The following is a 13,420-nucleotide window of genomic DNA, read 5'->3' as shown; positions in this document are numbered from 1 at the left end:
AGAAGGAATCCGATCCTGCGATTCACTTATTAAACATAGACTAAACCAACCGCCTGTTCTTATTGTCAGATGAGGAGCAAACATGAATTATCGCCGGAGTGTAACAGGTCAGGAATAAACAAATGGAATGGTGGATTAAGAAACTACGCGAGGCCTCGACGTCTACACATACCCACGCGGTTCTGCAAAGCGGCCAACTAACCATCATTGCGGAACTCACTTCCTGCGGCCGGCGTCTACAGGAGGGCGATAAGCTGACGCCGTTGGCTAACGCCCTGTACTGCATTAACGACAATAAGTCGATCACCCTAAAAGTGCTCAACGCCACGCATTTCAGCGCTGAACGCTGGGGCGCCATCGCGAATATCACCGCGCATTAATCGACATCCCCCAGCATCAACTGGTTCTAATCTCAGTACTTTCTCAACTAAGCGGGTTAAATTGTCCTGCGCCTTTTTCAGTCTGTGACATACTAAGCAAAACGTCAGCAGAGCAGAAACAAGGAGTACGTCATGAATCAGAAAGCCGCCAGGCTGACCCCAGAACAGGCGCTTACGCAGCTCGAAGCGCTCTATGAAAAATCGGTCAATGCGCTGCGTAAAGCCCTCGGCGATTATATTCACCATAATATCCTCCCCGAGAATAGCGCCCGTGCGGAAGGACTGTTCGTATACCCGCAGCTGTCGGTGTCGTGGGACGGAGCGGAACATAAAGCGTTAAAAACCCGGGCCTGGGGTCGCTTCACCCATAGCGGTTGCTATACCACCACCATCACCAACCCTAAACTGTTTCGCGCCTATCTGCTGGAGCAGCTCACCATGCTGTATCAGGATTACGATGCCGCGATTACCGTCGGGCTGTCGCAGCATGAGATCCCCTATCCGTACGTTATTGATGGCTCTGAACTCACGCTCGATCGCTCAATGAGCGCCGGCCTGACGCGTTTTTTCCCCACCACCGAGCTGTCGCAAATTGGCGATGAAACCGCCGATGGCCTGTTTCATTCGACGGAATACTATCCACTTTCCCACTTCGACGCCCGCCGCGTCGATTTCTCGCTGGCGCGCCTGCGCCACTATACCGGCACGCCGGTTGACCATTTCCAGCCGTATATGCTGTTTACCAACTACACCCGCTACGTCGATGAGTTCGTGCGCTGGGGCTGTAGCCAAATTCTCGATCCCGAGAGCCCCTATATCGCCCTCTCCTGCGCGGGCGGGATCTGGATAACGGCGGACACGGAGGCACCGGAGGAAGCGATTTCCGATCTGGCGTGGAAAAAGCACCAGATGCCCGCCTGGCATCTGATAACCAAAGACGGACAGGGGATCACGCTGATTAATATTGGCGTCGGCCCGGCAAATGCCAAAAATATCTGCGACCATCTGGCGGTGCTGCGTCCGGACGTCTGGCTGATGATTGGCCACTGCGGCGGCCTGCGTGAAAGCCAGAATATCGGCGACTACGTGCTGGCCCATGCCTATCTGCGCGACGACCACGTGCTGGATGCGGTGCTGCCGCCGGATATCCCTATTCCGAGCATCGCCGAAGTTCAGCGCGCGCTCTACGACGCCACGAAGCAGGTCAGCGGCATGCCGGGCGAAGAGGTAAAGCAGCGGCTGCGTACCGGAACGGTGGTCACCACCGACGATCGCAACTGGGAGCTGCGCTACTCGGCCTCAGCGCTGCGCTTTAACCTCAGCCGCGCGGTGGCTATCGATATGGAAAGCGCAACCATTGCCGCCCAGGGCTATCGCTTCCGCGTTCCTTACGGCACCCTACTGTGCGTCTCCGATAAACCGCTGCACGGCGAGATTAAGCTGCCGGGACAGGCTAACCGATTCTATGAAGGGGCCATTTCCGAACATTTGCAGATTGGTATTCGGGCGATTGACCTGCTGCGCGCCGAAGGCGACCACATGCATTCGCGCAAGCTGAGAACCTTCAACGAACCGCCGTTCCGCTAAGCGCTGATATCATACGCGCAGAATACACTCAGTCCGGATCGCGTGAAATATTTACGCGGCCACCAGCCGGACTGAGCGTTATAAAATAAAGCGTTTATTTTCGTTAGGGGTAAAAATTTCTCAGAACACATCCATACGGTATATCCGCGCAATATTATTATTGCTATGCCAATTAAAAAAATAAACATTTTATTAACATATCAGCATCATTTGCCCCGTGGTCATAAAACGCCCAGCCAGGGCCTGATTAACACTTGAATTGAGTCTTGTAACCTCTTAAATTAATTAGATAAATTCACACGGAACAAAAAAGCGGTACAAAATAGCCAGCGCCAGGGAGAGATCAAAATAATCAAAGAGTTACCTATGGGCGCTACTCTACTCTGGAATCATCCTTTAATAGCGACAGGTTATTTGCAACAAATACCTTGTTACTAAATTACCAGAGATAAAATTGCGCATGTCGACAGTAAGCAACCATGGATATGCTTATCTATCGCGACCGGCAATGTACTATTTTCGTAAAAGTATGGACGACAGCTTTATGAAATTAACCGTAGGGAATATCCGCCTGTTTATTTTATTAGCAACTCTTTTTTTCTGGACTGCCGCGATCGGGCTAATTTCCCTTATTGTATCCTGGTTTTAAGACCCTGACGGTGCGCAGGGAATGTTCTTGTGCCCCGGCGTTGCCACCATCGTGGCTATGGAATAGAAAGCAAAAAGCCCGCTTAAGTTTCCTTAAGCGGGCTTCTTAAATATGGCTCCTCTGACTGGACTCGAACCAGTGACATACGGATTAACAGTCCGCCGTTCTACCGACTGAACTACAGAGGAATCGTTTGAACGAGGCGCATATTATCGATGGCGCCCCACCTTGTCAAAGGCTGTTTTCACATTTCAAACCGTTTGCCGAATAATTCTCCACTTTGGGCGAAAAGTCCCGTTTCGCCCACCGCATGTTACGTTTCTTCAACCTGCGCGCGGGTCTCGTCGGCCTGCGCTTTCGTTCGCGGATACTTCCACAGCCAGCGCCCGCTGACCATCCGGCAGTAAAACAAAACGCCGCGCACCGCCCAGTCAAGCACCATACCCAGCCAGACGCCGATCACCCCCATGCCCAGCACAATCCCCAGCGTGTAGCCCGCCACCACGCGACAGCCCCACATGCCGAGCATTGAGACCCACATGGTGTAACGCACGTCACGCGCCCCTTTAAAGGCGCACGGCAGCGTCCAGGCCATCGCCCAGATCGGCATAAAGAAGGCGTTCAGCCACAGCAGCTCTTTCACCACCACTTTGACGTCCTCTTCGCTGGTATAGAACGAGGCGATCAGGCCGGCAAGCGGCGCGGTTCCCCAGGCGATCGCCGTCAAAATAATGGTCGACAGCCAGAAGACGTGCCACGCCTGACGCTCCGCCTGAGCGATCTGCCCTTTTCCGAGGCGTCGGCCGGTGATAATGGTCGATGCTGAACCGAGCGCGTTCCCCGGCAGGTTGATCAGCGCGGCCACGGAGAAAGCGATAAAGTTACCGGCAATCACGTTGGTCCCCATCCCGGCAACAAACATCTGCGTCAGCAGCTTACCGCCGTTGAACAAAACCGATTCAATGCTGGCGGGGATCCCGATGCCCATCACTTCCCAGATAATGGCGAAGTTAAACGGCTTAAAATAGCTCTTCAGCGAAATGCGCAGCGCCGGGTTAAAGCCGATCATTAGCACCCAAATGGTAGCCACCGCGCCAATGTAGCGGGCAATCGTTAATCCCAGCCCCGCCCCGACAAACCCCATGCCGGGCCACGAGAAAATGCCGTAAATCAGGATGCTGCTGATAATAATATTGAGGATATTCATCCCGCCGTTGATCAGCAGAGGAATTTTGGTGGTCCCGGCGCCGCGCAGCGCGCCGCTGCCGATCAGGGCAATTGCCGCCGCCGGATAGCTCAGCACCGTCAGCTCCAGATAGGTCAGCGCCAGACCCTTTACCTCTTCTGTCGCATCCCCGGCGACAAAATTAATGATTTCCGCGCCAAAGGCATGGATGACCGCCGCGAGAATAATCGAGAACAGGGTCATTATCGCCAGCGACTGGCGCGCTGCCGCCCTTGCCCGCCGCCGGTCCCGCTTACCCAGGCTAAAAGCCACCACCACGGTCGTACCGAGGTCGATGGCGGCAAAAAAGGACATGATCACCATATTGAAGCTGTCGGCCAGGCCTACGCCCGCCATGGCCTCTTTACCGAGCCAGCTGACCAAAAAAGTACTCAACACGCCCATCAGCAATACGCAGGCGTTTTCCAGCAAAATGGGGACCGCAAGCGGGCTGATTTCACGCCAGTAGAGGACGCGATAGCTCTTGCGTTTTTTAAACCAGGACGTGCGTTCGACGGACTGGCGTAATGCGGCGGTGACGTTCAAGGGAGACCTTAGTGAGAAAAGTTGAAACTACATTTCAAATGATGATAGAGAAAAGCTAATCCTGCAAAGCATTTTTCCCGATAAATTGTCGATAATGGCGACAATTTGTTGATGGATGCGCCAGTTGAGCCTCGGACGGCGAATAGATGTTTGACAAAAGTTTTTTCGCCGCTAAGATACGACTCCACAACGATTCCTCTGTAGTTCAGTCGGTAGAACGGCGGACTGTTAATCCGTATGTCACTGGTTCGAGTCCAGTCAGAGGAGCCATATTTGAAAAGCCTGCTTTTGAAGCAGGCTTTTTGCTTTTCTGCATCCTGCGTTAACTTAAAATTGCATCCAGCCTGGCAAGCACTTCATTTACCACCGCGTCTGGTATGCGTTCCAGCCGCTTGCCGTTCCGGGCAGCCATATCAATGGTTATGGGCTGGTCGCAGCGAATAACGCCCGTTGTTTTTATCCCTGCCCCTTCCAGTGGAACGGTGAAACCTGCCGTGCGAGCAAAATTTCCGCCGCTGGTGATGGGAACAACAACGGGTAACCGGGTCAGCTTGTTAAACGATGCCTTCGATACGATAAGCACCGGACGTTTTCCGCTTTGCTCGTGGCCTGCAATCGGATCCAGTGAAACGAGCCAGATTTCCCCTCTGTCCATCTACAGGATCTCCTTGCCCACCGCAGGAGCATCAATCCATTCCCGATCCTCTTCGCTCATTTCGGCGTGCGGATCGCACTGCGCCAGCAGCTCCTCAAGAGAATAATGAGGCCGTTTCTGGGGTTCAATAATCAGGCAGCCATTATTAATGGTCATGCCGACTTCGCTGTCCGTCGACAGCTCCAGCGTTTTGAGCACGGCGGGAGGAACCGCCAACATGATGGATCCGCCGACCTTTTTCAGGCGAGTGGTATACATAGAGCACCTCCGAATATTATATTTTAATATAACATCCATGTCAGGATATGCACAATTATTCATCAGGTTCATGGTGATTTCCTTTTCGTAATAAAGCGTGAAGAAAGCCGTTATCCATCGAAGGACAGTACAGGTGGGAACGAAACGCGTAACTAAGAAGGCTGATAATAGAAAACTGTTTTTGCGGTTTAAAGGATTATGGCGGTTCAGGTAAACGGAATGCGAGGCGGCTTCCGGATCGGAGCTGCTTCGGAGGAGCATCAGCGGTAGCGTGAGGCCTGATTTTTCCAGGCTCGACGTCGAACGCTTCAGCAATCAATCTTTCGCTGTTGGGCCAGCGGTGGGTAAGCGTACTAGCCAGAATGGAGGACACCAGGACCTGCCTGTCGCAAAAGCGCTGACAGTAAAGTGCCCCGTTTTTCAGCCCACCTATGATGTCGACAGGATGCCGGTCAGACTGCATCATACTTTGAGCTATACCGCGTCAATAAACTTCACTCTTCAGGTAGTACATCGCCAGCGCGGGGCTTTCATTTTTGTTGTGAGCTCATCAAAAAACGGCTGAAAATTGAGGAGACTAAAACACCATTAATGATTTTGAGGCGAAAGCTTGGGGCGTTCCTTTTGTTTCTGCCCGCAACCCTGAAGACAAAGCCAGGGACGCAGATCTCATCGTTATGGCAATTCGTCATATACTGAATGACAAAGCGGGAGCCGACCAAACTGAGGTTCAAAAACGCCAGGCATATCGCCGCCATTTTCGTCAGCGATACCAACCCCGGCGGCTACCGGGAGGATCGGGGCTACAACGGGTTTAGCGGTATTTTGCACCCGTGCAGCCCCGGAACCGGGCAGCGCTAACGGCGCGGGATGGCGACCGGATGATAAAGCCGCAGAAGCGTCAGGCGTATCGACCGTGCAAAATAGCGTGATAAAATCAGTTTTTCATCCCGTCTATTTTCACCCGCAGTTTCACATGCTATTGCTCCAGGATATTTTTATTCATCGACATCACCCATGTTATAAATGTTCTCAGGGGGACCGGGATATGTTTGCGGCTCGGATAGTAAATATTAAAATGATCGGCAGGATAACGATAATCAGACAGTAAGCGGACAAGCCCGCCTTCTTTAATTTTATCCTGAACCAGATTCTCATATACAAAGGCAATACCTAATCCGGATTCCGCAGCCTGTATCATCGCCGCATCGGAATCCATCACCAGATCGCCCTTCACAGCCACTTCCGTTATAACGCCCGTAGCGCTAATAAACTCCCAGCGGTACAGATCCCCACCTGGAAAGCAACGATTAATGCATCTGAAATTAACGAGATCTTTTGGTGAAGAGGGTGCGCCGCATTTTTTTATAAAATCCGCACTCGCCACTGGAATAAGAGATAGCGGCTCTCCAAAGGGTATGGCAATCATATCTTTAGGCACATCTTGCGTATAGCGTATACCCGCATCAAATCCTGAATCTATAATATTGACTTTTCTGTCCGTGGTGAATAACTCAAGTTTAATATCCGGATACTCATTTTTGAACGGTGCGAAGTAACGTTGAAAGAAGAGATCCAGCACAATGCGTGGCAAATTTAGTCTCACCACCCCTTCCGGCTTTGCTCTGTGCTCATTAAGGTTATCAATCACCCGCCTGTAGTCATTGAGCACAGGAGTAACGTCATTCAGAAACTCCTGGCCGATAGCGGTCAGAGAAAGACTGCGCGTAGAACGATTTAAAAGCCTCGCGCCCAGTTTCTCTTCCAGATTATTTATGGCAATAGTTAACGTTGGTGGAGAAATATTCAACTCTTTTGCTGCCTGACGAAAACTTCCATGCTTCACAATAAGAATAAGCATTTCTACATGTTGCAATTCGGGAATATTTTTCATTGTTAACATCCGTAAAATACTGCATTAGAAAGAGATTAATTGTTGTGAGTGGAAAAGGGAAGTATATATTTCAGCACATTGTACGAGTGAGGAAAATAAAATGGAAACACGTTATCTGGGAAAGAATAAATTTCAGGTGTCGGCATTAGGTCTGGGTTGTATGGGAATGAGTTTTGCCTATGGCGGAGCCGAAGAGTCGCAAGCAATTAACACCATTCACGCTGCGGTTGATTTGGGCGTCACCTTCCTTGATACCGCAGAAGTTTATGGCCCATTTGAGAATGAAGTGCTGATCGGAAAAGCAATCAAAGGCGTTCGCGATAAGGTACAGATTGCGACCAAATTTGGTTTCCGCATTCTTCCTGGCGGTCAGGGGCTTGAGCGTATGGCCGGCGTTGACAGCCGTCCTGAACATATCCGCGAAGCGGTAGAAGGCTCCCTAAAACGTCTCAACGTCGAGACTATTGATCTCCTTTATCAGCACCGCGTTGATCCCACCGTCCCCGTTGAAGACGTAGTGGGAACAATGGCAGATCTGGTCAAGGAAGGGAAAATTCTCCATATCGGACTTTCCGAGGTCTCTGCCAATACTTTACGCCGGGCCTGTGTAGTTCATCCGATCGCCGCCGTTCAGACTGAATATTCTCTCTGGACCCGCGAGCCGGAAGAAAACATTCTTAAAACTTGCCGCGAATTAGGGGTAGGATTTGTGCCCTATAGCCCGCTGGGTCGTGGATTCTTAACCGGCAAAATCACCGATCGGTCCGGCTTCGCCGAGGATGATTTTCGGCGCAATCTTCCTCGCTTCCAGCACGATGCCATGCGGAAAAACCAGCAGCTACTCAGCCAGCTGCGGGATGTGGCCGATAAATATCGCTCTACCCTGGCCCAGCTCGCTCTCGCGTGGGTGATGAGTAAAGGCGATGATATCGTCCCCATTCCCGGCGCGCGCCAAATCGCGCATTTGCAGGATAATGCCGGCGCAGCCAGCCTGGCTATTTCCGATGTTGATATTAAACTCATCGATCGTATCTTTACCCCTGACAATATTCACGGATTAAGATATACCCAGGGTGATTTTCATTTAATCGATAAGTAACATCCTGCTATAAATTCTCCCGCCTTTCCGGCGGGAGCTAAGGTTTACCGCCTCGCGCACATTTCTCCTCCACCGCGCCAGTTTGCTGGCGCCACGCGGTAACCTCCTCATCAAGCCAGGCCTTAAATAGAATGGCTTCGTTTTTCTGCTCTGCGCCCTGCGATGAAACCAGCCAGTAAGGCCACGGATAAGGGGCAGTGAAAGACGTAAGCTGCACCAGCTCACCTCTGGAGAGCGCATCCTGGACTAAAGAGCGGCGTTCTAGCGCGATACCTTTACCGAGCCGGACGGCCTCCAGCACCAGGTTCGAGTCGTTGATGCACAAACCGCCTGGCACAATCTCTCTTTCAAGCCCCGCGTTGATACACCATGCTTTCCACGACTCCATGGAAAAGATAATGTTGCTCTTCGCTATCTCTGACGGCGTATGGGGGAGCACGCCGCCGTTATAGGTTGGCGCGGCCACAACGATAAGCTGATCGGAGAAAAGGTAATGGCTCTCCGTTCCTTCCCAGTCGCCTTTTCCCATGCGTATAGCCAAATCCGCCCCTTCCTGCTGCATGCTGGTTATCGCCAGGCTCGCCTGTATTCGCAGCGAGATATGGGGGTATTTCTCCCGAAACCGTTCCAGGCGAGGCAACAACCAGTGGCAGCCGAACGAGGGCACCATCGCCAGGGTCAGCTCCTGCCGGCGGGGGTTGACCTGCACCAGCCGGGTGGCATCAGCAATATGGTGCAAAGCCTCGCGGACCTGTAAGGCATAGAGCCGCCCTTCTTCATTAATCTGCACGCCGCGGCCGTGACGGATAAACAGTTTGAGGCCGACCATCTCCTCCAGCACTTTAATCTGCTGGCTGATGGCTGAATGCGTAACGTGTAGCTCTTTCGCCGCCAGCGTCACGCTGCCAAGACGCGCCACGGCTTCAAAACTACGTAAACTCGCAATAGGGGGAAAATCCGCCATGTTACCGCTCCCACAACCTGACGCGTAAAACGTGACCCACAATCTGTCAGTAATACTAACCCAACCCGTAAGATACTGAAGATATTCGCCATGACGAATTTACTGTACTGTTTCTTCACCGCCGGCAATGAAGCATTAACCCCAGCCTATTTCACCAGCACAGGAAAACAGGAATCATGATGAAGCTTATTGGCATGATGGATTCGCCTTATGTAAGGCGCGTGGCGATTTCCCTTGAACTCTACGGCGTCGAGTTTGCAAGTCACCCGCTGTCCGTATTCAGCAGCTTTGAAGCCTTTTCCAGGATAAACCCTGCGGTCAAAGCGCCGACGCTGGTGCTGGATAACGGAATTCGCCTGATGGATTCGTCGCTGATACTCTCTTATTTTGAAGCCCAGGCCGCCCCGGGGCGCAAGCTGCTGCCGGTCGCGCCGGACGCGCTGGCAAGCGATCTGCAAACGCTGGGCTTTATTCTCGCCGCGGGTGAAAAGGCGGTACAAAATGTCTATGAACACAATCTGCGCCCGGCGGAAAAGCAGCATAATCCGTGGATAGCGCGCATCACGACTCAGCTGCTGGCAGCCTGCACGGAGTGGAACAGGCTACTGGAGGAGCGTCCGGCGGCCGCGGTTCCCGATCAGGTGGCCGTAACAAGTACGGTTATCTGGACCTTTATTCAGTCAACGATCCCTCACGTGGTTCATGCGGGAGACTTTAATCATATCCGGTCCGTTGCCGAATTATTTGAAACCCATAGCGCCTTTAAAAAACATCCCTTTAGCTAAAGCATCAGCTCAATGCGATGAAGCTAAACCCTGAACGTGAATCGCCACGGCAACCGAGAGCGCCCGGCAACCGCGGGCGCGTTATACTGATGGAAGAAATCGCCTGGCGTGAGGGAAAGGGTTAAAAACCGCTACCGGCGTGCAGTGCTGCACGACCAATCTCCACCGGCATCCCTGAACGGCGTTCAAGCGCCTGCTCCGCGTGATTCACATCCACCCCCTCCCCCTTCACAAAGGCCTGAATCGCCGGCGTGATGGGGAGCGGCACCTTCCGGTCCGATTCATACTCCGCGCGGTTACGCGACAACGGTTCGTGAACCTCAACCCAGCGGCTGCCATCCGGCTCGGCGGTATACTTCACCGGCTGGTCGATGATTTGCACGCGCGTCCCGACCGGAACGGTATCAAACAGGTATTTGATGTCGTCGTTACGCAGGCGGATGCAGCCCTGGCTCACGCGCAGGCCAATGCCGAAATTGGCGTTGGTGCCGTGGATCGCGTAGAGCCTGCCGATGTAAATCGCGTACAGGCCCATGGGATTATCCGGCCCTGCGGGCACAAACGCGGGCAGGCTTTCGCCACGGCTGGCGTATTCACGACGGGTATTGGCAGTGGGCGTCCAGGTCGGCGCCTCCTGCTTACGCTCCACGGCGGTGACCCAGTTACGGGGAGTTTCGCGTCCTGCCTGGCCAATGCCAATCGGCAGAACGTCAACCGTTGTGCCATCGGGCGGATAGTAGTAGAGACGCATTTCAGCCACGTTGATCACGATCCCGTTGCGAACCGTGGCGGGCAGGATAAGCTGCTGCGGGACCACCAGCGTGGAGCCCGACTTCGGCAGATACACGTCGACGCCGGGGTTGGCCTCAAGCATATTACTCAGGCCCTGACCGTACTGAGCGGCGAAGGCCTCCAGCGGCTGGGTATTGCGTTGCGGAATGGTGATGGTCAGCGGGCTGCCCACCAGGCGGCTTCCTTCCGGCGGCAACGGATAGCTCACCGCCAGAGCGCTCTGGCTGGTGAGGATCATAATAAGAGAACAAAGCAGTTTCACACGCCGCACAATTTCCCTTCCTTTGTGGCGATAATCGTGAATGAATTATAGCTTCGTTTACTCTTTCATATCAGATTTATCATCCTGCTAAATCTGATAATCGATTGCGGCCTCTTCCGGCTCCATCGCCTGACGTTTAATTTCCTCCAGCGACAGCCCCGCGTTACACAGTTCAATAAAGCGCCAGACGTAATTTCGCTGCAGCTGACCGCGCTTCAGGCCCAGCCAGACGGTATTGGCATCGAACAGATGGCGGGTATCGAGACGCGTAAAGGTATCAGATTCCCGCGCGTCGCCTGACTGCTCCGCCACCAGCCCTACGCCCAGCCCCAGCTCGACGTAGGTTTTGATAACGTCGGAGTCCTGAGCGCTTAATACGATATCCGGCATCAGCCCTTTACGGTTAAAGGCTTCGTCAATACGTGAACGCCCGGTAATCCCCTGGCGATAGGTAATAAGCGGCCAGCGGGCGATGGCATCGAGGGTTAACGGCGTCACCTGGGTCAGCGGGTGATCTTTGGGGACCAGCAGGCTGTGGTGCCAGCGGAACCAGGGGAAAGCCACCAGCGTCGGGTCGTTGCTCAAGCGCTCGCTGGCGATGCCGATATCCGCGCCGCCGTTGTGCAGCAGCGCTTCAATTTCCTGCGGCGTCCCCTGAACTAATTCAAGACGCACGTCGGAAAAGAGTTCGCGGAAGGCTTTGATCACCGGCGGCAGGCTATAGCGCGCCTGGGTGTGGGTGGTGGCGATGGTTAAGACGCCGGACGCATCGTTGGTAAACAGGTCCGCCAGGCGACGAACGTTGCTGGCTTCATTCAGAATACGCTCGGCAATCGACAGCAACGCTTTGCCCGGCTCCGTCATCCCCAGCAGGCGTTTGCCGCGGCGGATAAAAATCTCGATCCCCAGCTCTTCTTCCAGTTCACGAATATGACGGCTGACGCCCGATTGCGATGTATAGAGCATATTGGCGACTTCCGTCAGGTTGTAATCCTGACGGGCCGCTTCACGAATAATTTTGAGTTGCTGGAAGTTCACCCTTTCCTCCGGGCTATCAGACATAACATATGCACTATTGTTAAAGTCTGTTGTCCCTGCTAACAAATAATAAAAACCAGCAACTTATTCCATTCAGGAATATAGCCTAACTGACTAACAATAATTCACGGTTTTCCAGCGACGGACGGCTCACCAGCGACATTAAAATTTCCTTAACCGCCTGCGCCTGCGGCGACAGACTGCCGCGTGCCGACATATTGACCGACAGCGACAGGCTCATTGACGGCGTGCTGATGCGCGCCATCCAGCCATTCGCCGCGCTGCACAGCGAACGGGCGGCGGACTCAGGCAGAACGGTGACGCCCATGCCGCTGGCAATAGCCGCCGTCAGGGTGGTAATGGATTCAATTTCGCCGATAATTTTTGCCGACAGTCGACGCAGAGTGAAGGCTTCGGTGACCCTTGCGCGAACGGCGCTGTAATCACGCGGCAGGAACAGATTCATTTCCGCAACCGCCGTCAAATCCACGCTCTGCCCCGGGCAATCCCGGGTTCCGACCAGGTAGAGATCTTCCTTCAGCAGCGGCTGACTGACGATCCCGGCGACCGGGGAACGTTCATAGAGCACGGCCATATCCAGCTGACCGTCGATAAGCTTATCGTTGAGGATCGTTCCGCTGCTTTCCTGCAGATAGACCATAACTTCCGGCAGCTCGTTACGCACCGTTTGCAGCAGCGGCATGGTAATGGCCGAAGCCGCCGTGCCCGGAGCCAGCCCAATTGACACCTGGCCGCTTAGCGTCTGACCGACGTTGTTAACCGCCAGCTGCGCCTGCTCGCACTGACGCAGGATAGTCCGGGCGTGGGTGTAAAGGATCTTGCCCGCTTCGGTCGGCGTCACGCCGCGCTTGGTGCGGATCAACAGCTGCTGGTCCAGCTCGCCTTCCAGGGTCGCAACCTGCTGGCTCAGCGCCGGTTGTGCGATGTGCAAGACTTCAGCGGCCTGGGTCAGACTGCCGATATCGACGATTTTCACAAAATACTTCAGTCGTCTTAAGTTCATTTTGCCTCCTGTAAGGAACACCAGTACCAACACTGGCCGTTTAGATGCAGAAGGTTTTGCAATTTGCTTGCCAGCTTTTTTGCAGGGACGCAAATGCCGCTGCAGGCCGCGTAATAAGGGATACTGATAGCAAACCGCGATTTTGTTGCCCGGTAAGCGGATTGCGGTATGCCCCATTAGGGGTATAAATGCACCACAACGGTGCATCCGGCGGCGCAATGCCGTAAAAACAGGCACTCTGCTGAAATTGTCGGCAAACGAA

14 protein-coding genes and 2 tRNA genes are annotated in these 13,420 nt (G+C 53.5%); 6 read left to right on the top strand and 10 right to left on the bottom strand.

Going from position 1 to position 13,420, the window contains the following annotated elements; all coding sequences use genetic code 11:
* The first annotated feature begins 122 nt into the window (after nucleotides 1-122).
* Entirely contained in the window at nucleotides 123-380 is a 258-nt protein-coding gene (locus ABLV30_RS14765; RefSeq protein WP_014229908.1) for a histidine kinase, read from the top strand.
* A 132-nt stretch (nucleotides 381-512) separates the two neighbouring features.
* Nucleotides 513-1,967, top strand: a complete 1,455-nt coding sequence (locus tag ABLV30_RS14760; protein ID WP_014229909.1) for an AMP nucleosidase — start codon at nucleotides 513-515, stop codon at nucleotides 1,965-1,967.
* A 761-nt stretch (nucleotides 1,968-2,728) separates the two neighbouring features.
* Here the strand turns inward: ABLV30_RS14760 and ABLV30_RS14755 are convergent.
* Both ABLV30_RS14755 and ABLV30_RS14750 read right to left on the bottom strand, forming a co-directional pair.
* Nucleotides 2,729-2,804, bottom strand: a tRNA-Asn gene (locus ABLV30_RS14755).
* Between the two features lie 125 nt (nucleotides 2,805-2,929).
* Nucleotides 2,930-4,387, bottom strand: a complete 1,458-nt coding sequence (locus ABLV30_RS14750; RefSeq protein ID WP_025106072.1) for an EmmdR/YeeO family multidrug/toxin efflux MATE transporter — start codon at nucleotides 4,385-4,387, stop codon at nucleotides 2,930-2,932.
* A 194-nt stretch (nucleotides 4,388-4,581) separates the two neighbouring features.
* Here ABLV30_RS14750 and ABLV30_RS14745 point away from each other — a divergent pair.
* Nucleotides 4,582-4,657, top strand: a tRNA-Asn gene (locus ABLV30_RS14745).
* A 52-nt stretch (nucleotides 4,658-4,709) separates the two neighbouring features.
* Here ABLV30_RS14745 and ABLV30_RS14740 read toward each other — a convergent pair.
* The 3 genes from ABLV30_RS14740 to ABLV30_RS14730 form a co-directional block, all read right to left on the bottom strand.
* Nucleotides 4,710-5,042 carry a type II toxin-antitoxin system PemK/MazF family toxin gene (locus tag ABLV30_RS14740; RefSeq protein ID WP_088168729.1) on the bottom strand — a complete coding sequence of 111 codons (333 nt, stop codon included), beginning with the start codon at nucleotides 5,040-5,042 and terminating at the stop codon, nucleotides 4,710-4,712.
* Nucleotides 5,043-5,300 (bottom strand): antitoxin, encoded by a 258-nt coding sequence (locus tag ABLV30_RS14735; protein ID WP_004852307.1) that lies wholly within the window; start codon nucleotides 5,298-5,300, stop codon nucleotides 5,043-5,045.
* A gap of 196 nt (nucleotides 5,301-5,496) precedes the next feature.
* Nucleotides 5,497-5,763 (bottom strand): helix-turn-helix domain-containing protein, encoded by a 267-nt coding sequence (locus ABLV30_RS14730; protein ID WP_227507393.1) that lies wholly within the window; start codon nucleotides 5,761-5,763, stop codon nucleotides 5,497-5,499.
* Between the two features lie 236 nt (nucleotides 5,764-5,999).
* On the opposite strand from ABLV30_RS14730, the gene ABLV30_RS14725 reads away from it, so the two are divergent.
* Complete coding sequence (locus ABLV30_RS14725; protein ID WP_265800342.1) at nucleotides 6,000-6,161, top strand: hypothetical protein; 162 nt, start codon at nucleotides 6,000-6,002, stop codon at nucleotides 6,159-6,161.
* Nucleotides 6,162-6,279: 118 nt separating this feature from the next.
* On the opposite strand, the gene ABLV30_RS14720 is transcribed toward ABLV30_RS14725, so the two are convergent.
* The gene (locus ABLV30_RS14720; protein ID WP_032693825.1) at nucleotides 6,280-7,194 is read right to left on the bottom strand and encodes a LysR family transcriptional regulator; all 915 of its coding nucleotides are present in this window, start codon (nucleotides 7,192-7,194) and stop codon (nucleotides 6,280-6,282) included.
* Between the two features lie 100 nt (nucleotides 7,195-7,294).
* On the opposite strand from ABLV30_RS14720, the gene ABLV30_RS14715 reads away from it, so the two are divergent.
* Nucleotides 7,295-8,293: an aldo/keto reductase gene (locus tag ABLV30_RS14715; RefSeq protein ID WP_109240842.1), complete on the top strand. Its 999-nt coding sequence runs from the start codon at nucleotides 7,295-7,297 to the stop codon at nucleotides 8,291-8,293.
* 37 nt (nucleotides 8,294-8,330) lie between these two features.
* Here the strand turns inward: ABLV30_RS14715 and ABLV30_RS14710 are convergent, their stop codons facing one another.
* On the bottom strand, nucleotides 8,331-9,257 hold the full coding sequence (locus ABLV30_RS14710) for a LysR substrate-binding domain-containing protein (protein ID WP_064391803.1): 927 nt from the start codon (nucleotides 9,255-9,257) through the stop codon (nucleotides 8,331-8,333).
* Nucleotides 9,258-9,436: 179 nt separating this feature from the next.
* Here ABLV30_RS14710 and ABLV30_RS14705 point away from each other — a divergent pair, with 179 nt between their 5' ends.
* The gene (locus ABLV30_RS14705) at nucleotides 9,437-10,042 is read left to right on the top strand and encodes a glutathione S-transferase family protein (protein ID WP_047723405.1); all 606 of its coding nucleotides are present in this window, start codon (nucleotides 9,437-9,439) and stop codon (nucleotides 10,040-10,042) included.
* Nucleotides 10,043-10,163: 121 nt separating this feature from the next.
* Here the strand turns inward: ABLV30_RS14705 and ldtA are convergent, their stop codons facing one another.
* From ldtA to nac, 3 genes are all read right to left on the bottom strand, one after another.
* Nucleotides 10,164-11,105, bottom strand: a complete 942-nt coding sequence (ldtA, locus tag ABLV30_RS14700) for a L,D-transpeptidase (protein WP_265800205.1) — start codon at nucleotides 11,103-11,105, stop codon at nucleotides 10,164-10,166.
* 78 nt (nucleotides 11,106-11,183) lie between these two features.
* Nucleotides 11,184-12,134, bottom strand: coding sequence for an HTH-type transcriptional regulator Cbl (gene cbl / locus ABLV30_RS14695; RefSeq protein ID WP_014229985.1), 951 nt, complete (start codon nucleotides 12,132-12,134; stop codon nucleotides 11,184-11,186).
* 106 nt (nucleotides 12,135-12,240) lie between these two features.
* Complete coding sequence (gene nac / locus ABLV30_RS14690; protein WP_004852321.1) at nucleotides 12,241-13,158, bottom strand: nitrogen assimilation transcriptional regulator NAC; 918 nt, start codon at nucleotides 13,156-13,158, stop codon at nucleotides 12,241-12,243.
* Between the last annotated feature and the right edge of the window lie 262 nt (nucleotides 13,159-13,420).

The sequence above is a fragment of the Klebsiella sp. CN_Kp113 genome, from assembly GCF_040064585.1.
Lineage (GTDB): Bacteria > Pseudomonadota > Gammaproteobacteria > Enterobacterales > Enterobacteriaceae > Klebsiella > Klebsiella michiganensis.
The sequence above is the reverse complement of the archived record's forward strand: the minus strand, read 5'-3'. Positions and strand labels throughout refer to the sequence as shown.

What these genes read in the sequence shown, in the direction of transcription:
- ABLV30_RS14765 (WP_014229908.1), top strand. Translation starts at nt 123, where the DNA reads ATGGAATGGTGGATTAAGAAACTACGCGAGGCCTCGACGTCTACACAT.
- ABLV30_RS14760 (WP_014229909.1), top strand. Translation starts at nt 513, where the DNA reads ATGAATCAGAAAGCCGCCAGGCTGACCCCAGAACAGGCGCTTACGCAG.
- ABLV30_RS14740 (WP_088168729.1), bottom strand. Translation starts at nt 5,042, where the DNA reads ATGGACAGAGGGGAAATCTGGCTCGTTTCACTGGATCCGATTGCAGGC.
- ABLV30_RS14735 (WP_004852307.1), bottom strand. Translation starts at nt 5,300, where the DNA reads ATGTATACCACTCGCCTGAAAAAGGTCGGCGGATCCATCATGTTGGCG.
- ABLV30_RS14730 (WP_227507393.1), bottom strand. Translation starts at nt 5,763, where the DNA reads ATGCAGTCTGACCGGCATCCTGTCGACATCATAGGTGGGCTGAAAAAC.
- ABLV30_RS14725 (WP_265800342.1), top strand. Translation starts at nt 6,000, where the DNA reads ATGACAAAGCGGGAGCCGACCAAACTGAGGTTCAAAAACGCCAGGCAT.
- ABLV30_RS14720 (WP_032693825.1), bottom strand. Translation starts at nt 7,194, where the DNA reads ATGAAAAATATTCCCGAATTGCAACATGTAGAAATGCTTATTCTTATT.
- ABLV30_RS14715 (WP_109240842.1), top strand. Translation starts at nt 7,295, where the DNA reads ATGGAAACACGTTATCTGGGAAAGAATAAATTTCAGGTGTCGGCATTA.
- ABLV30_RS14710 (WP_064391803.1), bottom strand. Translation starts at nt 9,257, where the DNA reads ATGGCGGATTTTCCCCCTATTGCGAGTTTACGTAGTTTTGAAGCCGTG.
- ABLV30_RS14705 (WP_047723405.1), top strand. Translation starts at nt 9,437, where the DNA reads ATGAAGCTTATTGGCATGATGGATTCGCCTTATGTAAGGCGCGTGGCG.
- nac (WP_004852321.1), bottom strand. Translation starts at nt 13,158, where the DNA reads ATGAACTTAAGACGACTGAAGTATTTTGTGAAAATCGTCGATATCGGC.